Annotated in this window: 12 protein-coding genes and 1 pseudogene; 9 read left to right on the top strand and 4 right to left on the bottom strand. The window is 71.4% G+C overall.

All coding sequences use genetic code 11. The features are described from left to right. Positions 1–6 precede the first annotated feature (6 nt). Positions 7–1,440: an FAD/NAD(P)-binding protein gene (locus tag B351_RS0102195; protein ID WP_019397420.1), complete on the bottom strand. Its 1,434-nt coding sequence runs from the start codon at positions 1,438–1,440 to the stop codon at positions 7–9. 204 nt (positions 1,441–1,644) lie between these two features. On the opposite strand from B351_RS0102195, the gene B351_RS0102190 reads away from it, so the two are divergent. Both B351_RS0102190 and B351_RS0102185 read left to right on the top strand, forming a co-directional pair. After that, complete coding sequence (locus tag B351_RS0102190; RefSeq protein ID WP_019397419.1) at positions 1,645–3,735, top strand: TonB-dependent receptor; 2,091 nt, start codon at positions 1,645–1,647, stop codon at positions 3,733–3,735. Between the two features lie 127 nt (positions 3,736–3,862). Then, positions 3,863–5,062, top strand: coding sequence for an amino acid aminotransferase (locus B351_RS0102185; protein ID WP_019397418.1), 1,200 nt, complete (start codon positions 3,863–3,865; stop codon positions 5,060–5,062). Between the two features lie 76 nt (positions 5,063–5,138). Here the strand turns inward: B351_RS0102185 and B351_RS0102180 are convergent, their stop codons facing one another. Next, the gene (locus B351_RS0102180) at positions 5,139–5,318 is read right to left on the bottom strand and encodes a hypothetical protein (RefSeq protein ID WP_019397417.1); all 180 of its coding nucleotides are present in this window, start codon (positions 5,316–5,318) and stop codon (positions 5,139–5,141) included. Between the two features lie 157 nt (positions 5,319–5,475). Between B351_RS0102180 and B351_RS0102175 the strand changes: the two genes are divergently transcribed. From B351_RS0102175 to B351_RS0102165, 3 genes are all read left to right on the top strand, one after another. Next, positions 5,476–6,390 (top strand): Ku protein, encoded by a 915-nt coding sequence (locus tag B351_RS0102175; RefSeq protein WP_019397416.1) that lies wholly within the window; start codon positions 5,476–5,478, stop codon positions 6,388–6,390. 75 nt (positions 6,391–6,465) lie between these two features. Then, a complete protein-coding gene (locus tag B351_RS0102170; protein ID WP_019397415.1) occupies positions 6,466–7,572 on the top strand; it encodes a sensor histidine kinase in 1,107 nt (368 codons plus the stop codon). Beyond that, entirely contained in the window at positions 7,569–8,207 is a 639-nt protein-coding gene (locus tag B351_RS0102165) for a response regulator transcription factor (RefSeq protein WP_019397414.1), read from the top strand. Before B351_RS0102170 ends, B351_RS0102165 begins: the two co-directional genes overlap by 4 nt. On the opposite strand, the pseudogene B351_RS16060 reads toward B351_RS0102165, so the two are convergent. After that, a pseudogene (locus B351_RS16060) lies at positions 8,200–8,882 on the bottom strand (glutathione S-transferase family protein). The gene B351_RS0102165 and the pseudogene B351_RS16060 sit on opposite strands and share 8 nt — an antisense overlap. Before the next feature lie 166 nt (positions 8,883–9,048). Further along, positions 9,049–10,068: a sugar kinase gene (locus B351_RS0102155; protein ID WP_013533727.1), complete on the bottom strand. Its 1,020-nt coding sequence runs from the start codon at positions 10,066–10,068 to the stop codon at positions 9,049–9,051. 303 nt (positions 10,069–10,371) lie between these two features. Here B351_RS0102155 and B351_RS0102150 point away from each other — a divergent pair, with 303 nt between their 5' ends. The 4 genes from B351_RS0102150 (at position 10,372) to B351_RS0102135 (ending at position 21,625) form a co-directional block, all read left to right on the top strand. After that, entirely contained in the window at positions 10,372–13,116 is a 2,745-nt protein-coding gene (locus B351_RS0102150) for a TonB-dependent receptor (protein ID WP_026010250.1), read from the top strand. A gap of 299 nt (positions 13,117–13,415) precedes the next feature. After that, on the top strand, positions 13,416–16,574 hold the full coding sequence (locus B351_RS0102145) for a TonB-dependent receptor (protein ID WP_050992114.1): 3,159 nt from the start codon (positions 13,416–13,418) through the stop codon (positions 16,572–16,574). 120 nt (positions 16,575–16,694) lie between these two features. After that, positions 16,695–17,744: a pectate lyase gene (gene pelA, locus B351_RS0102140; protein ID WP_013533724.1), complete on the top strand. Its 1,050-nt coding sequence runs from the start codon at positions 16,695–16,697 to the stop codon at positions 17,742–17,744. Positions 17,745–17,806: 62 nt separating this feature from the next. Then, complete coding sequence (locus B351_RS0102135) at positions 17,807–21,625, top strand: LamG-like jellyroll fold domain-containing protein (RefSeq protein WP_019397410.1); 3,819 nt, start codon at positions 17,807–17,809, stop codon at positions 21,623–21,625. Positions 21,626–21,698 lie beyond the last annotated feature (73 nt).

The following is a 21,698-nucleotide window of genomic DNA, read 5'->3' as shown; positions in this document are numbered from 1 at the left end:
CGGGCGCTAGCGCGCGCCGGCGCGCAGGGCACGCGCGCCGCGCGGCAGGGCGCCCTCGCGCTGCACCCGGACCGAAGCCGCGGGCGCGCGCAGCAGCTGCTGGGCCAGTTCGCGCGCGGCCACCCGCAGTTCCGGCACGGCGATGATTTCCCACAGCTGCCCGCGCAGCAGCGGGCCGATGCAGTACAGCCCGCGCACCGGCGCGCCGTGGCGGTCCAGCGCCTCGAAGCGCTCGTTGGCGCGCAGGCCCAGGCCGAACGGATCGGGGCTGACCAGCCCGGCGTCGCGCAGCTGCCCGACCAGCGGGTGGCTGGTGCGCTCGATGTCGGTGTCCAGCCCGGTGGCGCGCACCAGCACGTCGTACTGCTCGGCCAGCGCGTGCGCCTGGCCGCGCTCGCGCAGCACCACCTCCACCGCTTCCTCGCCGCGGCGCGCGCGCAGCAGGCGCGCGGCACGCACCACCAGGCGGCCCTCGCCGCGCAGCTGTTCCAGCTCCTCGTGCACGCTGGGCGGCAGGCGGTGGCGCACCACCTCCCAGTACGGGCGCAGGTGGCGCAGGAAGCGGCCGCGCTGCACGTCCGCCAGCCCGCGCCAGTAGCCCTGCAGGAACGGGCGCAGCGCATCGACCAGGCTGCGCCAGTCCGGCACGATCGGCGCCAGGCTGCGCAGGGCGCGCAGCAGCTGGCGCACGTCGCCGCTGTTGAGCGCGTGCAGCACGGTCGGCGGCAGCGCGATCGGGGGGCTGGGTTCGGCCAGGTGCGGGCGCGGCAGCAGGCCGCGGCGCGAGATCGCGGTGATCGGGCCCTGGTGGCCGCAGCGCAGCAGGGTGACCACGGTGTCGGCCATGGTCAGGCCGGTGCCGATCACCAGCACCCGGGCCTGCGCCGGTACCCGCGCCAGCGCGTCCTCGCCGCGCAGGTTCTTCTGCCACGGCCAGGCGATGTAGGCCGGGTCCACCAGCAGCCGCGGGCCGACGCCCTGCAGCCGCTGCGGCGGCAGCGCGCCGACCGCCAGCACCACCCGGTCGGTGAGGAAATCGGCGCCGTCGGCCAGCAGCACCCGGAACGCGTCGCCCTCGCGCTCCACCGCCACCGCCTCCTGCTGCACCTGGCTGAAGCCGGCCAGCGACACCTGCGCTGCCGACTGCAGCCGCGAGTACAGGTACTCGCCGTACACCAGCCGCGGCAGGAAGCTGTCCTCCGCGCGCCGGGTGAGGTTGAGCCAGCGCGCGAACTCGGCCGGCTGGTCGGCGGTGGCGCCCATCTCGCGGGCGCGCACGTTGAGCAGGTGCTCGGGGCGGGCCTCGCCGTAGGCCACGCCGCGGCCGAAGCCGTCGGCATTGCCGACCAGGCACAGGTCCACGCCAGTGGGGGCGATGCGGGCCAGTTCGGTCGCCAGGACGCTGCCGGCGAAACCGGCGCCGATGATGGTGATGCGCATGGCGCTGCCTCCGTGGATCGTTCGCCTTCGATTGGAACGGCGCGCCGCTCCCGGGGGGTAAAGATGCGGTTATCCCGGGGCTGCCGGCTCGCTACGGTTCGGCAGAAGCACATTGCGCATTGCCATGAGCGGCGCCCGTAGCGGACACCTAACGGGGCCATGCCTAGACTTGCGCCACCCGCTTCTGCACGCCATTGGCCCCCGATGAAGACCGCGACCCTGCTCCTGGCCGGCGCCACCGGCGCGCTCACTCCCGTTGCCGCCACCGCCGCCCCGGAACCGGAGGGCGTGCCGGCCGACCTGCCTGGCGTGCTCGTCACCGCGCGGCTGGATTCGGTGCCCGCGTTCGAGCTGCCGGCCTCGCTGGACGTGGTCGACCTGCAGGCCGGTTCGGCGCGGCCGCGCAGCGATGTCTCCGAGGTGCTGTCCGGCATTCCCGGCCTGCTGGCGCGCGACCGCGGCAACCGCGCCCAGGACACCCAGCTGTCGATCCGCGGCTTTGGCGCGCGCTCCACCTTCGGCGTGCGCGGCGTGCGCCTGTACGCCGACGGCATCCCCGCGACCATGCCCGACGGCCAGGGCCAGGTCTCGCACTTCGCCCTGGCCGCCGGCGACCGCATCGAGGTCATGCGCGGCCCGTTCTCGGCGCTGTACGGCAATTCCTCCGGCGGCGTGGTCCAGCTGTGGAGCGCCGATGGCACGCCCGAACCCAGCCTGGACCTGCGCGCCACCGCCGGCCGCTACGGCCACCTGGCCGGCAGCGCGCGCCTGCGCGGCACCGCCGGCGGCACCGGCTACAACGTCTCCGCCGCGGTCCTCGACAGCGACGGCTACCGTGACCACGGCCAGGCCAGGCGCAGCTCGCTCAACGCGCGCCTGCACCGCGACCTGGAAAGTGGCGGCCGGATCGAGCTGGTCGGCAACCACTTCCACGCCCCCGACGCGCAGGACCCGCTGGGCCTGACCCGTGCGCAGATGCAGGCCGACCCGCGCCAGGCGACCGCGGTCGCGCACGACTACGACACCCGCAAGTCGGTGCGCCAGGACCAGCTGGGCCTGCACTGGCGGCAGCCGCTGGGCGGCGGCTGGAACCTGCGCGCCAGCAGCTGGGCCGGGCAGCGCGACGTGGTGCAGTACCTGGCGGTGCCGCCGGCGGCGCAGGCCAATCCGCTGCACTCCGGCGGGGTGATCGACCTGGATGGCGCCTACGGCGGGGCCGACGCGCGCGTGGCCTGGCGGGACGCGGGAGGCCGTTTCGAACTCACCGCCGGCGCCAGCTTCGAGCGCCAGCGCCAGGACCGCCACGGCTACGAGAACTTCCTGCCCGGCGACGGCGGCCCGCGCCTGGGCGTGCGCGGCGCCCTGCGCCGCGACGAGGTCAATACCGTGCGCAGCTTCGACCAGTACCTGCAGGCCTGGTGGAAGCTGGCCCCGCGCTGGGCGCTGCAGGCCGGGGCCCGCCACAGCCAGGGGCGGTTCGAGGCCAACGACCGCTACGTCACCGCCGGCAATCCGGACGACAGCGGTTCGGTGCGCTACTCCGCCTTCACCCCGGTGGCGGGCCTGGTGTTCAGCGCCAGCGACGATCTGCGCCTGTACCTGTCGGCCGGGCGCGGTTTCGAGACCCCGACCTTCAACGAGCTCTCCTACCGCGCCGATGGCGGCGCCGGCCTGGCCTTCGACCTGCGCCCGGCGCGCAGCGACAACCTCGAGCTGGGGCTGAAGTGGCGCCGCGATGCCGGCACCGCGGTCGAGGCGGCGCTGTTCCGGGTCGATACCGAGGACGAGCTGGCGGTGGCCAGCAACAGCGGCGGGCGCTCCAGCTTCCGCAACGTGGGCGGGGCGCGGCGCGAAGGCGCCGAGCTGTCGGCGCACCTGCCGCTGACGGCGGCGTGGTCGCTGCAGGTCGCCGCGACCTGGCTGGATGCGCGCTTCAGCGACGGCTTCGGCCAGGTGGCCGCGGGCGCCGCGATCCCCGGCGTGGCCCGGCGCCAGGGCTGGGCGCGGCTGCAGTGGCGTGGCCAGGCCTGGGAGGCGGCACTGGAAGGCCTGGCCCTGGATGCGGTGCCGGTCAACGACGCCGGCAGCGAGTCGGCCGCCGGCCACGGCCTGCTGCACCTGGAGGCCGCGCGCAGCTGGGACGCCGGCGGCAGCCGCCTGCGCGCGTTCGCGCGGGTGGACAACGTGCTGGACCGGCAATACGCCGGGTCGGTGATCGTGAACGAATCCAACGGCCGCTACTACGAGCCCGGTCCCGGCCGCGCCCTGCTGCTGGGCATGGAACTGCGCCGCTGAGCGCGGCGACGGTCTCGGCGGAAACGGTCGAGCCGCCGCCGGGGCCCTGTTACGATTGGGCGGTTTTTGCGGCGCCGCGCCACGGCGGCGCCCGTTCCCGTCCCATCCCACCGCACAGAGCCAAGCCGTGTCCTTCTTCTCGAACGTCGAACTGGTCCCCGGCGACCCGATCCTGGGCCTGACCGAGGCGTACAACGCCGATACCCGTGCCACCAAGGTCAACCTGGGCGTCGGCATCTACTACGACGAACAGGGACGGATCCCGCTGCTCAAAGCGGTGCAGCAGGTGGAGCAGTCGCTGGCCGCGGCGGCGCGCCCGCGCGGCTACCTGCCGATCGACGGCCTGCCGGCCTACACCCAGGCCACCCGCGAGCTGCTGTTCGGCAAGGATTCGCCGCTGCTGGCCGCCGGCCGCGTCGCCACCACCCAGACCGTGGGCGGTTCCGGCGCGCTGCGCGTGGGCGCCGAGCTGCTGCGCAAGGTGCTGCCGCACGCCACCCTGGCGCTGAGCAACCCGAGCTGGGAGAACCACCGCGCGGTGTTCAGCGCCGCCGGCTTCGAGGTCAGGGACTACACCTACTTCGACGCCGCCACCCATGGCGTGGACTTCGCCGGCATGCTGGCCGACCTGCAGCAGCTGCAGCCGGGCACCACCGTGCTGCTGCACGCCTGCTGCCACAACCCCACCGGCGCCGACCTGACCGTCGAGCAGTGGAAGCAGGTGGCGCAGGTGCTCAAGGAGCGCCAGCTGTTCCCGTTCGTGGACATGGCCTACCAGGGCTTCGACAAGGGCATCGCCGAGGACGCGGCCGCGATCGGCATCCTGGTGGACGCCGGCATCGACAGCTTCATCGTCGCCAGCTCCTATTCCAAGTCGTTCTCGCTGTACGGCGAGCGCGTGGGCGCGCTGAGCGTGGTCGCCGCCACCGCCGAACAGGCCAGGGCGGTGCAGTCGCAGATCAAGCGCATCATCCGCACCATCTACTCCAGCCCATCGGCGCACGGCGCCTCGCTGGTGGCCGGCGTGCTCACCAGCCCCGAGCTGCGGGCGCTGTGGGAGGAGGAGTTGGCGCAGATGCGCGAGCGCATCCACGCCCTGCGCGCAGGCCTGGTGGCCAAGCTCGCCGAGCTGGGCCGGCCGGAGTTCGGCTTCATCTCGCAGCAGGCCGGCATGTTCTCCTACTCGGGCCTGAGCCGCGAGCAGGTGGACCGCCTGCGCGACGAGTACGGCATCTACGCCGTGGGCACCGGCCGCATCTGCGTGGCCGCGCTCAACCAGGGCAACCTGGAGTACGTGGCGCGCGCGGTGGCCGCGGTCAGCGGCTGATCCCGCCGCCACGCCGATGCACGAAGGCCCCGCGATGCGGGGCCTTCTGCGTCGCGGGCCCGCGCGGGGAAAGCGCCTACTCGGGCAGCTTGGCCGGCACGAACGGCGATACCGGGTCGCTGGCCGGGAAGGTCTCCTCCAGCGCCTCGTCCTGGTTGCGGTCCTCGTGCCGCTTGCGCTTCTGCTCCTCGGCGGGCGTGGGGGGCTGCCGCTCCTTGCCGGGCGGCGGCGGGTCCTTGCGGTCTCGGTTGGACATGCTCTGCCTCGTGGTCTGTCCGGCGGGAACGCCCATGCTTGCGCCAGGCCGCTAAAGAACGCGTGAGGGGCCGCGTCCGCGCGCCTGTGCGCGTCGCTCACGGCCGCGCCACGGCGCCCGTGCTAACCCTCCAGTCCCCGTCGCCCGAGGCTCCGCCATGGCCCGCCCGATCTGGACCGGCACCCTTTCCTTCGGCCTGCTCAACGTCCCGGTCTCGCTGATGTCCGGCGAGCGCCGCACCGACCTGCACTTCCGCATGCTCGACTCGCGCGACCACAAGCCGGTGCGCTACGAGCGGGTCAACGCCGACACCGGCGAGGAAGTGCCGTGGAAGGAGGTGGTCAAGGCCTTCGAGTACGACAAGGGCAGCTACGTCGTGCTGGAGGAATCGGACATCAAGGCCGCCGCGCCGGAGAGCCACGAGACGGTGGAGGTGGAGACCTTCATCGACGCGACCGAGATCGACCCGCGCTACTACGAGAAGCCGTACATCCTGGTCCCGGGCAAGAAAGCCGAGAAGGGCTACGTGCTACTGCGCGAGACCCTGCGCAACAGCGGCCGCGCCGGCATCGCGCGGGTGGTGATCCGCACCCGCGAATACCTGGCCGCGGTGCTGCCGCAGGGCGATGCGCTGATCCTGATGCTGCTGCGCTATCCGCAGGAACTGGTGGATCCGGCCGAGCACAAGCTACCGGAGGGTTCGGCCTCCGACTACCGGATCAGCGCCAGGGAACTGCAGATGGCCGAGCAGCTGATCGACTCGATGAGCGGCAAGTGGACCCCGGACGACTACCGCGACGAGTTCCGCGAGCGGCTGCAGGCCATCATCCGCAAGCGGATCAGGAGCGCCGGCGGCACCACCCAGGTGGACGACGAGCCGGACGCGCCGGAGGAGACCACCACCAACGTGGTCGACTTCATGTCCCTGCTGGAGCAGAGCCTCAAGGCCAAGAAGCGCACGCCGGCGAAGAAGGCTTCGCCGGCCAAGAAGGCCCCGGCGAAGAAGGCCGCGCGCAAGTCCACCGCCAAGAAGGCCACGAAGAAGGCCCCGGCGCGGCGCAAGGCCGGCTGAGCCGCCCACCTGCCGGAAGTCACTTCCTGCGCCGGGACCATTGCCTCGGCGCCGGGCAGGACCGAGCATGCGCCCATGCGCCGCATGCTCGAACCCCTGCTGTGCCCGCTGCCGTTGGCCGGGTTGCTGACCATCCTCACCGTGGGCTACGCGCTGCGCTTCGCCACGCCGGAGCAACAGCCGCTGGCGCTGGCGCTGCTGGGCGCGTTCCTGCTGCTGTTCCTCGCCCTGCAGCTGCTGCCCGAGCACTGGCGCCGCAGCCGCGACCTGGTGCTGGTGGCGATGGCGCCGGTGATCCTGGCGCTGGGCGGGCTCAGCTACCGGGTCAATGCCTCGCAGGTACTGCTGGTGATCTGGGTGGCGTGCATGTTTTTGGCCTGGCCGGCTCGCACCTGCCTGGCCGCGGCGGCGGTGGCCAACATCGCCTTCTGCATCGCCCTGCGCCGCGCCGGCTTCCAGGAGCCGGAGCCGATGGTCCTGATCAACATGGGGTTCCAGGCCCTGGCCGCGATCTGCGTGCACTACGCCACCTCGGCCGAGCGCTCGCGCGACGCCCTGGCCCGGGTCAATGCCGACCTGCTGGCCACCCGCGCCCTGCTGGCAGACAGCGCGCGCGACGCCGAGCGCCTGCGCATGGCCCGCGAGCTGCACGACGTGGCCGGCCACAAGCTGACCGCGATGCGCCTCAACCTGCGCTCGCTGCTGGCCGATCCGCAGCTGGCCGGCCGCCACGAGCTGGCGGTGGCCGAGCGGCTGTCGGGGGAGCTGATGGCCGACATCCGCCAGGTGGTGCAGTCGCTGCGCGACGACCGTGGCCTGGACCTGGCCACCGCGCTGCGCGCGCTTGCCGCGCCGTTCCCGCGCCCGCGGCTGGAGCTGGAGATCGACCCGGGCGTGCGGGTGGCCGATCCGGCCGTGGCCGAGACCCTGCTGCGCGTGGTGCAGGAGACGCTGACCAATGCCGCCCGCCATTCCGGCGCCGGCACAGTGCGGGTCCGGCTGCAGCGCGAGGACGGCGGGCTGGCCATCGACATCCACGACGACGGCCAGTGCCGCGGCCCGGTGCGCGAGGGCAACGGCCTGTCCGGCATGCGCGAACGCCTGGCCGCGCTGGGCGGGCGGCTGGACGTCGGCCTGACCCCGGGCGGCAGCCTGCGCCTGCAGGCGAGGCTGCCGGCATGAGCGGATCCGCGCTGCGCCTGGCCCTGGCCGACGACCAGGCCCTGGTCCGCGCCGGCCTGCGCGCCCTGCTGGAGCGGCTGGACCTGGTGGTGGCGCTGGAGGCCGAGGACGGCCATGCCCTGCTCGAGGCGGTGGCCGCGCAGCCGGTGGACGTGATCCTCAGCGACGTGCGCATGCCCGGCCTGGACGGCATCGCCATGGTCCACGCCCTGCGCGGGCGCGGCGACCCCACCCCGGTGCTGCTGCTGACCACCTTCGACGAGGCCGATCTGCTGCTGCACGCGCGCGAGGCCGGGGCCCAGGGTTTCCTGCTCAAGGACGCCGCGCCGGAGCAACTGCACGAGGCGATCCGGCATGTGGCCGCCGGCGGCACCCTGCTGGCGCCGGTCTCCACCGAGCCGGTGCGCGCGCGCTTCCGCTTCCGCGACGACACCCCTCCTGAGGAGGGCTTCAGCCCGCGCGAGGTGGCGATCCTGCGGCTGCTGGCCGGCGGCTATTCCAACAAGGAAATCGCGCGCAGCCTGTTCCTGGCCGAGGGCACGGTGAAGAACTACGTCTCCGCCATCCTCGACAAGCTCGGCACCCGCGACCGCACCCGCGCGGTGCTCAAGGCGATCACCCTGCGGATCATCTGATCATCCGCGGTACGCCGCGTTCAGGACGGCTCCACCCGGGTGCGCAGGAAGGCCTCGTGCTGGGCCTGTACGCGCGCTGCCATGCCGGCCGCGCGCGGCCACGCTGGAGGTAGGCGACCAGGTTGGGGAAGCCTTCGAGCAGGCCATGGGCCTCCGCGCGCGCCAGCACGGTCACCATCAGCAGGTCGCCGGCGCTGAATCCGCCGTCCAGCCAGGGTGCGTCTCCCAGGCGCCACGCGAGGTCGCCCAGCCGGCGCCGTGCCTGCGCCTCCAGCGCGGCCATGCGGTCGGCGAGCCATGGCTTGCCGCGGTCCAGGATGGAGGCCAGCGAAAGTTCGACACCGATGGCTCCACCGTGTTCAGCGCGGCGAACATCCAGCCGATCGCCCGGATGCGCGCGCCCGGGTCCTGCGGCAGCAGAACGCCATGGCGCTCGGCCAGGTGCAGGACGATGGCACCGGATTCGAACAGCGCCAGTTCGCCGTCCTCGTAGGTCGGGATCTGGCCGAATGGCTGGATCGCGCGGTGGGTCGGCGCCTTGAGCTCGGCGAAGTCCAGCAGCTGCACCCGGTACGGCTGCCCGACCTCCTCCAGCGCCCAGCGCACGCGCAGGTCGCGGGCCAGGCCCCGGCCACGGTCGGGCGAGTTCCTGAAGGCGGTGATGGTCGGCAGCATGCGCGCTCCGCTGGCGTGCGCCCCGCAGGGCCGCGACCGACAGGATCGGCCAGGGGCGATGTGCAGCGTTTGGGTTTCGGTCGCAGGCAGGCCAGGCACTCCAGGCCAGGCGCATGCGGGGAGGGCGGCCGTAGCCGGCCTCCCTCCGGCAGCACCGCGGCTCCGGCTAGCGCTTCACGTCGTAGCGGCCCTCGCCGACCAGCGCCTCGACGTCGGCCTCCGATACCAGGTTGAAGTCGCCCGGGACCGAATGCTTGAGGCAGCCGGCGGCCAGGCCGAAGCGGATCGTGCGCTCCGGTTCCCAGCCGCGTGCGAGGCCGTGCAGCACGCCGGCGGCGAAGGCGTCGCCGCCGCCGATGCGGTCCACGATCGGGCCGACCTCCTCCTGCGGTGCCAGCGCGGTGCCCGACGAGCGGCCGACCAGGACGCCGGCCAGGGCGTGATGGTCGACGTTGCGCGGGCTGCGCAGGGTGCAGGCCAGCCACTGCAGGTGCGGGAAGGCAGCGAAGGCATCGGCGGCCGCGGCTTCAACCCGCTGCAGGGGCTCGGCCTGCGCGTACTGGCCGCCGAGCACCACGCCCATGTCGCGGTGGTCGGCGAACAGCACGTCGGCCTCGGCCATCAGCCCGCGCAGGATGGCCCGGGCATCGCCCTCCCATGCCTCCCACAGCTTCGGCCGGAAGTTGCCATCGAACGACACCTTCACCCCGGCGGCGCGCGCGGCGCGGGCCGCGGCCAGGGCGGCGGCGGCGGTGTTGGCGCCCAGCGCCGGGGTGATGCCGGACAGGTGCAGCCAGTCGGCCCCGGCCAGCAACGCCGGCCAGTCGTAGGCCTCTTCCGCGGCCAGGGCGAAGGCCGAGCCGGCGCGGTCGTACAGGACCTCGGCCGGCCGGTGGATGGCGCCGGGGGCCAGGAAGTACAGGCCCATGCGCCCGGGCACGTGGCGCACGGCGGAGGTGCCGACCCCATGGCGCCGCAGCTCGCCGACGACGGCCTCGCCCAGGGCGTTGTCGGCCACGGTGCTGACCATGTCGACGCGGTGGCCGAACCGGGCCAGCGACACCCCGACGTTGGCCTCCGCGCCCCCCACCCGGACTTCCAGCTGCGGGCTCTGCAGCAGCTTCTCGCGGCCAGGCGCGCTCAGGCGCAGCAACAGTTCACCGAAACACACGACACGCGCGGACATCGCGACTCCTTGGCTCTGGCTGGGGGACCGCCCGGAGGCGGGGGGATGGATGGTGGCATGGGCGGCGGCGCAGTTGGCGCGGCCATTGGCCGGAAAATCGTGGCTATCGGTGTCATTGTAATGCTGGCGCGGGTTTCGGCGTATCCGCGGATGTGACCGCTACCAAGGTTGATCGTGCTGCGGCGCAAGATGCCCCATGCCCGGACGCGGTGTTAGCGTCCCGTTTGACCAGCGGTGTCATGCCGCTTGGCCCCTTAGTCCAACGCACAACGCATTCCGAGATAGTCAGCCCTGGGAGGGGATATGCACACTCGTAGCAACCGCCGTAAGACACCGGTTACCTTGCTGGCCGCATCCATCGGCCTCGCGCTGCATGCACCTGTGTTCGCGCAAGAGACCGGGCAGGCGGTGGAACTGGACACCATCGTGGTGACCGGCTATCGCGCCAGCCTCGAGCGCGCCATCGACATCAAGCGTGGCGAGGCCGGCGTGGTCGACGCCATCGTCGCCGAGGACGTGGGCAAGTTCCCCGACCTCAACCTGGCCGAATCGCTGCAGCGCATTCCCGGCGTGGTCATCACCCGTGACGCTGGCGAGGGCCGCAACATCTCCGTCCGCGGCCTGGGCCCGGACTTCACCCGCGTGCGCATCAACGGCATGGAGGCGCTGACCACGGTCGGCTCCACCGACCAGAACGGCGGCACCAACCGCACCCGCGGCTTCGACTTCAACGTCTTCGCCTCGGACCTGTTCTCGCAGATGATCGTGCGCAAGACCGCGCAGGCCGACGTCGAGGAGGGCTCGCTGGGCGCCACGGTCGACCTGGTCACCGCGCGTCCGTTCGACTACAGCGGCTTCACCGTCGCCGCCAGCGCGCAGGCCTCCTACAACGACATGTCCGGCGACGCCACCCCGCGCGTGGCCGGCCTGATCGCCAACACCTGGGCCGACGGCAGGTTCGGCGCCCTGCTGTCGGTGGCCCACACCAAGCGCAAGGCGCTGGAGCAGGGCACCGGCACCGGCCGCTGGGCCAACGGCACCAGCAACGGCGGCTTCAATCCGGCCTCGACCTTCACCGATGCCATGTCCGCCGACGTGTTCCACCCGCGCTTCCCGCGCTACACCTGGATGGAGCACGACCAGGACCGCACCGGCGTGACCGCCTCGCTGCAGTTCAAGCCCGGCGACAACACCCAGTTCTCGCTGGACGGCCTGTACTCGAAGATCGACGCGACCCGCCGCGAGCACTACATCGAGGCGATCTCCTTCAGCCGCTCGGCCTCGCAGGGCGGCAAGCCCGAGACCATCGTCCGCGACGGCTACATCGACCCGGCCACGGGTGCGCTGCTGTACGGCCGCTTCGACGACGTCGACGTGCGCGCCGAGCACCGCTACGACGAGTGGGATACGGTCTTCAAGCAGGTCAGCCTGTCCGGCGAGCACGAGTTCAGCGACAGCTTCAAGCTGACCGGCAAGCTCGGCACCTCCTCGTCCCGGCACGACAATCCCGTGCAGGCGACGATCATGATGGACAAGCTCAACGTCGACGGCTACAGCTACGACTACCGCGGCGACAAGTGGGCGCCGGTAATCGACTACGGCATCGACCCGACCGATCCGGAAGGCTGGACCCTGTCCACCATCCGCATGCGCGCCAACAAGGTCGAGAACGACTTCGACGTCGGCCAGCTCGACTTCAACTGGAGCATCAGCCCCGGCTTCCGCCTCAAGGGCGGCGTGCTGGCCAAGGATTACGGCTTCGAGTCGATGGAGTGGCGCCGCACCGCCACCGAGACCATCGTGCCGGCGTTCTCGGACGGCACCCGGATCGTGCCGGTGGACATGGTGCAGATGGCGCGCCTGAGCGGCATGTCCGGTTCGCCGGGCCAGTGGGTGGGGCCGGACTTCGACGCCATCGCCGACCACTTCGACATCTTCAGCGGCGACGGCACCTTCGCCCTGTCGCCGTACGCGGCCAGCAACCGCAGCGTCGAGGAGAAGGACCGCGGCGCCTACCTGATGGGCGAGTTCTCCACCGACCTGGGCAACATCCCGTTCTCGGGCAACTTCGGCGTGCGCTACGTCAAGACCAAGCAGGCCTCGACCGGCATCGCCACCATCGCCGGCACGCCCACCCCGTTGACCGTCTCGCGCGAGTACAGCGACACCCTGCCGTCGCTGAACCTGGTCGCCGAGGTCGCGCCCGACCTGCTGGTCCGCTTCGGCGCGGCCAAGGTCATGAGCCGCCCGGGACTGGGCAGCCTGACCCCGGGCGTGACCGTCAGCGTCAGCGGCGGCTCGCGCAACGTCACCGGCGGCAACCCGGGCCTCGACCCGATCCGCGCCGAGACCTACGACCTGTCGGCCGAGTGGTACTTCCAGGACAGCGCGATGCTGAGCCTGGGGCTGTTCTACAAGGACATCGAGAGCTTCGTGCAGACCACCCGCGAGGTGCGGCCGTTCTACACCAGCGGCCTGCCGGCCAGCGTCGCCGAGGGCTTCGGCGTCAGCGCGAACGACGACTTCGTGTTCTCGGTGCCGGTCAACACCCCGGGCGGCCCGCTCAAGGGCGTGGAGGCGAACTTCATCCAGCCGTTCACCTTCCTGCCGGGCAACTGGGCCAACCTGGGCGTGCAGCTGAACTACACCTTCGTCGATTCGAAGATCCAGTACCTGACCAGCTCCGGCGCCGCTTCGCTGCGCACCGACCTGACCGGCCTGTCGCGGCACTCGTGGAACGCCACCCTGTTCTACGAAGGCCAGACCTTCTCCGGCCGCGTCTCGGCGACCAACCGCGACAACTACCTGATCCAGGTCCCGGGCACCGAGCAGGGCTTCACCAGCGACGTGCATGGCCAGAACGGCATCACCTACGTCGACGCCTCGCTGCGCTACAAGGTCAGCGAGCAGATCGAGCTGAGCCTGGAAGGCATCAACCTCACCAACGAGCCGTCGCTGCAGTCCTGGGTCGGCGCCGCCTCGCAGCTGCCGCTGGATTACAGCCTGACCGGACGCCAGTACCTGATGGGCATCCGCTACAAGTTCTGAGCATCCACGCCTGGACCCTGGAACCGGGGCGGCCCTGCCGCCCCGGTTTTCTTTTGCGTGCGGCCGACGCTTCCGCGGCACGCCTCCGCCGGTGCGCTCGACGGCGTCCACGGGAGACCCAGGCACCGCGTGCATCCAGGCCCCGCCTGCCTGCATGCGCTGTTGCGGCGCACGATGCGGGGCCGTGCAGGGGCTGCTACCTTCGGTTTGACTATCGGTGTCATCCGCATCGCCATGCGGTTCCCGACGACGGCGCCGACGGTTCCAAGCCACCACTGCATATGTCCTGGGAGGGACCCATGTCGCCGTACGTCCGTTTCGGAAAGACACCGGTTACCATGCTTGCCGCGGCCATCGGCCTTGCCCTGTCCGCGCCGCTCGCCGCACAGCAGGCTTCGCCCGATCCGACCGAGCTCGACGCGGTCACCGTCACCGGCTATCGCCAGAGCCTGCAGAAGTCGCTGGACGAGAAGCGCTACTCGACCGAGCAGGTCGACGCGATCTACGCCGAGGACATCGGCAAGTTCCCCGACCAGAACCTGGCCGAATCGATGCAGCGCATCGCCGGCGTGTCGATCGACCGCGAAGGCGGCGAGGGCCAGCGCATCTCCATCCGCGGCCTGGGTTCGGACTTCACCCGGGTCCGCCTCAACGGCCTGGAGGCGCTGGCCACCGCCGGCACCGGCACCGGCGGCGTGAACCGCAGCCGCGGCTTCGACTTCAACACCTTCGCCTCCGAGCTCTTCAGCCAGGTCAAGGTCAACAAGACCCAGTCGGCGCAGATGGACGAGGGTTCGCTGGGCTCGACCGTGGACCTGCGCGGTTCGCGCCCGTTCGACTTCGACGGCTTCCGCGCCTCGGCCAGCGCCCAGGCCGGTTACGGCGAGCTGGCGCGCGAGGTCGACCCGCGCGTCTCCGGCCTGGTGTCCAACACCTGGAACGACGGCCGCTTCGGCGCCCTGCTGTCGGCCTCCTACAGCCGCCGCAACGTGTACGAGGAAGGCTACAACCCGGTGCGCTGGGAACACGGCAACCACCGCAACTCCAACCAGTCCAACGCCAACAACAACGGTACCTACGGCTTCTGCTCGCCGGTCGGCTACGACCCGCAGACCCCGCGCAACCCGCTGCCCAACGAGACCCCGGCCGGCACCGGCTCGCAGGCCAACCAGGACCGCAACAACGGCTGGGGCAGCTACGGCATCGACGCGGAGAACTGCGGCACCGGGCTGCCGCGCCCGGCGGCCACCCCGGAGAACATCGCCGCCTACGAGACCGCGACCAACGCCTGGATCCCGCGTTACCCGCGCTATATCCGCACCGCCAGCGAGATCGAGCGGCTGGGCCTGACCGGCGCCCTGCAGTGGCGCGCCAGCGACGACACCATCGTCAGCTTCGACGCCATGTACTCGGAACTGTCCAAGGACCAGCGCGAGGACTCGCTCGGCGCCAACCTGCACCGCGCCGCCAACCTCGGCGGCAAGACCCAGATCGTGGTGCGCGAGGCCGAGGTCGACGACCGCAACCGCCTGACCTATGGCGTGTTCGACAACGTCGACTTCCGCACCGAGGCCACCAGCATCGAGGAGACGACCAGGTTCCAGCAGTACAGCCTGTCGCTGGAGCACCACTTCAACGATGCGGTGCGGCTGGACGCGCAGCTGGGCCACTCCAGCTCCGACTACGAGCGTCCGGTGTTCTCGCTGGTCAGCTTCGACAATTCCAACCTCGACGGCTTCGTCCTGGACCTGCGCGGCAACCCGGACATGCCGCGCATGGGCTTCCCGTTCGCGCTCAACGATCCGGCGGCCTGGTCCTGGCGCGGCTACGGTGTGGTACCGGTCAACAGCAACGGGACCGCGCGCGGGGCCAACATCAGCGAGGTCCGCCTCAACCCGCAGTCAGTCGAGAACACGTTCGATACCGCCAAGGTCGACCTGCAGTTCATCCTCAACCCGACGTTCTCCCTGCGCGCCGGCCTGGCGTACAAGGACTACGACATGCGCTCGGAGGAATACCGGCACATCAGCTACGGCCGCCTGGCCCAGGCCCTGCCGGACGGGGTGGGCGTCGGCGACCTCAGCACCACCCTGGACGGCTTCGGCCGCAACCTGTCCGGCGCGCCTTCGAGCTGGCTGACGCCGGACTTCGGCAAGGTCGCCGAGCTGCTGGACATCTACTGCAACTGCGACAACGGCCTGCAGGGCGGCGATTACCGCCTGGCGGGGGTCGGCCACTTCGGCTCCTCGAACAACAACTTCGAGGTCAACGAGCGCAGCATGGCCGGCTACCTGCAGCTGGATTTCAATACCGACCTGCTGGACCGCCCGCTGCGCGGCAACATCGGCGCGCGCCTGGTGGAAACGAAGATCACCGCCTCCGGCTGGGCGCCGTGCGCGGCTTCGGACCCGGCGCTCAACGCGTCCAACTGCGAGGCCTTCTTCGGCGTGGCCAACGCCACCTCGGCGCCGGGCGAGCGCTACCTGGTGCGCAGCGTCGTGAACCACAGCTACCAGGACGTGCTGCCCTCGCTGAACGTCGCCTGGGACCTCACCGACGAGCTGGTCCTGCGCTTCGGCGCGGCCAAGACCATGGCCCGCCCGACGCTGACCTACCTGTCGCCCAGCGTCAGCGGCGGCCCGACCCAGTACTTCGATGACGGCCGGGTGTTCTCGATCAACCTCGGCAACCCGAAGCTGGACCCGTACCGCTCCACCAACTACGACCTCGGCCTGGAGTGGTACTTCGCCGAGGGCGCGCTGCTGTCCGGCGCGCTGTTCTACAAGGACATCGACAGCTACATCCAGCGCACCCGCCTGATCTCCACCTGGGGCGGCACGGGCTACTCGCTGGACCTGCTGCCGGCCGGTTTCGGCCCGGACACGCTGTTCAACGTGCAGAGCTACTACAACACCCCGGGCGGGCCGCTGAAGGGCTACGAGCTGACCTACCAGCAGCCCTTCACCTTCCTGCCCGGCATCTGGAGCAAGTTCGGCGTGCAGCTGAACTACACCCACGTGGAGTCCAGCATCAAGTACTGGTTCAGCACCTCGTCCAACGGCAACGCCACCGTGGTCACCACGGTCACCGAGAACGACCTGCTCAACCTGTCGCCGAATTCGTACAACGCCACCCTGTACTACGACGACGGCCGCTTCAGCGCGCGCGTTTCAACCAGCTACCGCGACGGCTACATCAGCGAGATCCTCAGCCGCGAGAACGTGTGGGACCTGGACGGCAACCAGCTGGCCACCGCCGACGTCACCGGCAAGCACTCGGTGGAGAACGTGGACTTCAACATGTCCTACCGCATCAACCCGCGCCTGACCGCGACCTTCGAGGCGATCAACCTGCTCGATACCCCCGACAGCCGCTACGTCGACTCCTCGCTCGAGCTGCCGGACCGCTACACCGTCAACGGCCGCCAGTACTACGTCGGCCTGCGCTACAGGTTTTGAGCCGTGCCACTCCGGTCGCCCTGCCCCTCCCGACTGAACGCGTGCGACCGGAACTTCCGGCCGCGCCCGGCCGCCATGGTTCCGCATGGCGACCGGGCGCCGGCCGGCTTTCGGCGACGGATGGCCCGCTGCCTGCGCGTGGCGGCGCTCGCCCTGGGGCTGGCGACCGCGCTGCCGGCCGGAGCGGCCACGGCCACCGTGCGCAGCGATCCGGTCGCGGAGAACATGCTGCGGCTGCAGACCGCCTCCGGAGGCTGGTCCAAGCATTACCGCGGGCGCGCGGTCGACTACCGCCAGCCGCTCGACGAAGCGGCGCTGCGCCAGCTGCGCGATCCGGCGCGGGTGGACGACGCCACCATCGACAACAACGCCACCACCAGCGAGATCGCCTACCTGGCCCGGGCGTACCGCGACACCGGCAACCCGGCCTACCTGGAGGCGGCGCGGCGCGGCGTCGATTACCTGCTCGCCGCGCAGTACCCGGGTGGCGGCTGGCCGCAGTTCCATCCGGACCACAGCGGCTACCGCAGCCAGGTCACGCTCAACGACGACGCCATGGTGCACGTGGTCGGCCTGCTGCAGGACGTGGCCGAAGGCCGCGATGGGCTTGATGCGCTGGGCCCGGACCATGCCCGCCGCGCGGCGCAGGCCGCCACCCGCGGCCTGGACTGCCTGTTGCGGCTGCAGGTCGTGCTGGATGGCCGCCCGACGATATGGGCCGCGCAGTACGACCGCGACACCCTGCAGCCGGCGCGTGCGCGCAGCTACGAGCTGCCGTCGCTGGCCTCGGCCGAGTCGGTCGGCGTGCTGCGCCTGCTGATGCGCCAGCCACGGCCGGATGCGCGCATCGTCGCCGCGGTCGAGGCCGGCGCGGCCTGGCTGCAGGCGCACCGCATCGACGGCCTGGCGCTGGAGCGCTTCGACGGTCCGGACGGACGCGACGCGCGCCTGGTGCCACGGCCGGGGGCCGGCCTGTGGGCGCGGTTCTACGACCTGCAGCGGCAGCAGCCGCTGGTGGTGGAACGCGACGGCAGCATCGTGCCGTTCGAGCAGCTGTCCCGTGAACGCCGCGCCGGTTATGCCTGGTATGGCACATGGCCGCAGCGCCTGCTGGAATCCGAGCTGCCGCAGTGGCGTCGTCGCCACGGGCTGCCCGCGCCCGGCCGTTGACCCGTGCGGCCTCCGGGCCCGGCAACGGGGATACTTCGATCCATCGTGGAAACGCACAACGCATGAACAAACCCAGCCGTCCGCTCCTGCTCGCCACCGCCGTCGCCCTGGCCCTCGCCCTGCCGCCGGCCCTCGCCCATGCACAGGAAGCACGACTGCTGTTCCGGGTATCGGCCGACGCCGGCTTCGTCGCCGACCACGCCGTCGGCGATCCGGTGCCCAACTTCCAGGACAAGGTGAAGATCGTGCCCACGGGGGTGCAGGGCGGGGCGATCGAATGGGCCGACGACGGGGTGCTGGCCTGGAACGCGCCGGGCAACATCCAGGCGCAGCGCGGCACGCTGGCGTTCTTCTGGCGCCCGCGCTACGCGGTGGGCGAGGCGCCGTTCGTGATCTTCCGCGTCGGCTACGGTGACCACAGCAGCTGGGACATGGCCTGGCTGCGGATCGACTGGAACGGCCACGGCTTCGACGCCTTCGTCACCGATGCCAACCTGGCGCGCACCCGGGTCTCGTTCCGCATGGAGCGCACGCCCGGCCCGCAGGACTGGGTCCACCTGGCCTTCGCCTGGGACGAGACCGCCGGCGTGCGCCTGTACGTGGACGGCCGGGAGGCCGCACGGGTGGAGGCCGGGCCGGTGCCCTTCGACTACGACGCGGCGCTGGACCAGTTGGGCCTGGCCGGGCGGGTGATGGCGCCGTACCAGGTGCAGAGCCGCTACAACTTCCTGCGCGGCAGCGACTTCGACGAGATCCGCGTGTACGACCGCATGCTGCGCCCGGCCGCGGTGGCGGCGCTGGCGCGCGGCCAGGAACCGCCGCGCGACGGCGGCGAGGACCTGCCGGCGGCGCGCCGCCGCGCCGCCTGGCTGCACCGCCACGGCTGGGACCACGCCGCCCCGCCGGCGCTGGAGGCGCCGGTGACCACCATCCGCAAGCTCGAGTTCGCCGACGTGCGCGACAAGAAGCAGTGGATGTGGAAGGGCACCGACGGCATCCCCGAGACCACCTGGCCGGGCGTGTACAACCGCTCGCGCCTGCCGGGGCGCAACGACTACTTCCAGCTGCCGGACTGGAACACCTATGCCGAGGGCGGCTGGAACCTGGACCTGGCCCTGCCCGACGAGCCCTGGAACCGCGTCGAGATCCGCGGCGCCGCCTGGGGCCAGGCCAGCGCCGGCCCCTCGGCCGGGGCGCTGGAGCCGCTGTTCACCCGGCCGCAGGGCGTGGTGCGCAGCGTGCACACCTTCGGCGAGCGCCACGGCGGCCACCTGCGCTTCTCCAACGCCGAGCAGGAGACGCCGATCCAGGAGATCTGGGCCTACCACGTCAGCGACGCGCCCGAGCCGGAGGGCACGGTCAAGCAGCGCTACCTGGTGGACAGCCGGGTGCTGCCGGACTACGGCAACGTGCAGGGGCTGCTGGACCACATCCGCGGCCGCTACCCGGAAGGCGAGCGCAGCACGGTGATGGCCCTGCCGCGCGGCGCCGGGTCGCGCCAGCGCGACCCGGCCAGCCTGCCGGCCGATCCGGACCCCATCGTGCACATCCTAGTCCCGTCCGGCGTGGGCGACGCGCCGCCGGCGCAGCCGCTGATCCGCAGCTGGGCCTACAGCTGGGAGAACATGCACGACGGCCTGGACGGCATCGCCCTGGACATCCCCGCGCTGGACCTGCCGGCCACCCACGACGGGCTGATCCCGCTCAACATCCGGGTCAAGGACCCGATCTGGCCGGCGCGCGACATGATCGACGTGTCGGTCTCGGTGCGGCCCGGACAGGCGCGCACCCTGTGGCTGGACTTGCGCGACCGCATCCTCACCCCCGACAGCCTGTGGATCAGCGTGGCCGCGGCGGCGCCGGGCTTTTCCGCCGCCGCGCTGGACGGGACCGAGATCCGGCTGGTGTTCAAGGACCGCGCCGAGGCACTGCGCGAGCACGTGGCCGACCGCTTCAACCAGGTGCGCGACAACTGGGGCTTCCTGGTCGAGGAGCACACCACCTCCAAGCGCCAACGCCTGTACGCGCGCGTCTACGCCGACATCAGCGACCTGCTGCGGGTGGACCCGGACCACGCGCTGGGGCGGCTGTACTGGAACTACATCAGTTACAACAGCCAGGGCCGGCCGCCGTTCGAGCAGCCGCAGCCGCCCAAGGGCGCGCCGCTGTGGGCCTTCCGCCAGGTCGAGGACCTGAAGTACGTGCGCCGCTTCGTCGAGTGGTGGATCGACCCCCGCCAGGTCGAATACGGCGACTTCGGCGGCGGCATCTCCGACGATTCGGACCTGGTGCAGCAATGGCCCGGCCTGGCGCTGATGGGCGTGCTGCCCGACAAGATCAACGCTTCCCTGACCGCGCTGGCCGAGGCTGCCTACCGCAACGGCATGTTCACCGATGGCCTGAGCACCATCGAGACCGACGAGCTGCACGCCTACGAGGAGGGCATCAACATCAACAGCGCCATGCTCTACCTCAACTGGGGCGATCCATTGACCCTCGAGCGGCTGATGGAGACCGTGCGCGCCTTCGACCAGCGCATCGTGCTGCCCAACCCACAGGGCCACCTGTTGTTCTCCAGCAACTGGTTCGGCGGGCGCAAGGTTTACCGCGAGCCGAACTGGCAGTGGCAGAAACCGTACTCGTTCCCTGCCCTGCACCCGGCCTTCCTGCTCGGCGACTGGAACGCCGACCCCACCGGCCGCAAGCTGGTGGTGGGCCTGGCCGACGGCTACCTGGCCCATGCCTACACCGCCGAGGACGGGCAATGGGCGCTGCCCAACGAGATCCACTGGGCCACCGGCCAGACCCGCGGCGGCGAACTGGTCAAGGGTTCCGGCGGCGGCGACACCATGCATCTGTTCTGGGCCGCCTGGCGCTGGACCGGCGATGCGCGCTACCTTCGCGCGCTGGACTACCGCGCCATGCGCAGCGGTCCGGCCAGCCTGGGCAACCTGGGCGAGAACTTCATCGGCGTGCTCGGCCGCCAGGACGACTGGGGCAAGTCCCTGGTCCAGGCCGCGGACAAGGGTGCCACCGGCTTCCCCAGCCTGGTGGCCTGGCAACTCACAGGCGACAAGTCCTACCTGGAGGCGCTGCACGCCGAGGGCATCCGCGCCAAGGCCCAGCGCGAGTACATGAACACCGAGGGCCACTGGTGGTCGGACCGGGTGGAAGCGCCCAGCGAGTTCCTGCAGCGCGCGCGCCTGGGCGGCATCGCCCTCAAGCGCAACCAGTCCTATCCGGGCCACACGGTGAGCTGGCGCTTCGCCGAAGCCGACGGCGCCGAGCAGGTGGCGATCCTGGTACCCGACCCGCGCCGCGACCGCTTCAAGGTGATCGCCTACAACCTCGGTTCGAAGCCGCAGCACGCGAGCATGACCGGCTGGAACGTCGAAGCCGGCACCTGGCGCATGACCTCCGGCATCGACGGCGACGGCGACGACCGCATCGACGGCAAGGCCAGCACCCGCGAGTTCGCGTTCGAGAAGAGCGGTTCCGTCGACGTCGTGTTCCCCGCCGGGCGCACCGTGGTGATGGAGTTCGAGCTGGTCCAGCCGGGCACGCCGGTGGCGACGCGCGCGGACCTGGGCATCGGCCGCGGCGACGTGCGAGTGTCCGGCGACGCGGTGGAAGCGACCGTGCACAGCCTCGGCCACGCCCCCACCGGCGCCGGTTACGCGGTGCTGGAGGACGCCCGCGGCCGCGAACTGGCGCGGGTGGCGGTGCCGGCGATGGAGGCGCCGCTGGACCTGCGGCCACGCACCACCACCGTCTCGCTGCCGCTGGGCGGGCGCAAGGCCGAGGGCCTGTACGTCCGGGTCGGCCTTGAAGGCGACGCCGAGGAAGTGACCCGGCTCAACAACCGCCGCGCCGTGCGCTGAGCGGCGCGACCTTGGTGCACGCGAAAGGGCCGGACCTCGTCCGGCCCTTTCCTTTTCCGGTCATGCGATGCCG

It is taken from the genome of Pseudoxanthomonas sp. GW2 (assembly GCF_000283075.1).
Taxonomy (GTDB): domain Bacteria; phylum Pseudomonadota; class Gammaproteobacteria; order Xanthomonadales; family Xanthomonadaceae; genus Pseudoxanthomonas.
This window is presented reverse-complemented; position numbering and strand designations above follow the sequence as displayed.

Coding starts and splice junctions, on each gene's coding strand:
- B351_RS0102175 (WP_019397416.1), top strand. CDS start 5,476: ATGGCCCGCCCGATCTGGACCGGCACCCTTTCCTTCGGCCTGCTCAAC.
- B351_RS0102155 (WP_013533727.1), bottom strand. CDS start 10,068: ATGTCCGCGCGTGTCGTGTGTTTCGGTGAACTGTTGCTGCGCCTGAGC.
- B351_RS0102150 (WP_026010250.1), top strand. CDS start 10,372: ATGCACACTCGTAGCAACCGCCGTAAGACACCGGTTACCTTGCTGGCC.
- B351_RS0102195 (WP_019397420.1), bottom strand. CDS start 1,440: ATGCGCATCACCATCATCGGCGCCGGTTTCGCCGGCAGCGTCCTGGCG.
- B351_RS0102165 (WP_019397414.1), top strand. CDS start 7,569: ATGAGCGGATCCGCGCTGCGCCTGGCCCTGGCCGACGACCAGGCCCTG.
- B351_RS0102180 (WP_019397417.1), bottom strand. CDS start 5,318: ATGTCCAACCGAGACCGCAAGGACCCGCCGCCGCCCGGCAAGGAGCGG.
- B351_RS0102190 (WP_019397419.1), top strand. CDS start 1,645: ATGAAGACCGCGACCCTGCTCCTGGCCGGCGCCACCGGCGCGCTCACT.
- B351_RS0102145 (WP_050992114.1), top strand. CDS start 13,416: ATGTCGCCGTACGTCCGTTTCGGAAAGACACCGGTTACCATGCTTGCC.
- B351_RS0102135 (WP_019397410.1), top strand. CDS start 17,807: ATGAACAAACCCAGCCGTCCGCTCCTGCTCGCCACCGCCGTCGCCCTG.
- B351_RS0102170 (WP_019397415.1), top strand. CDS start 6,466: ATGCGCCGCATGCTCGAACCCCTGCTGTGCCCGCTGCCGTTGGCCGGG.
- pelA (WP_013533724.1), top strand. CDS start 16,695: ATGGCCCGCTGCCTGCGCGTGGCGGCGCTCGCCCTGGGGCTGGCGACC.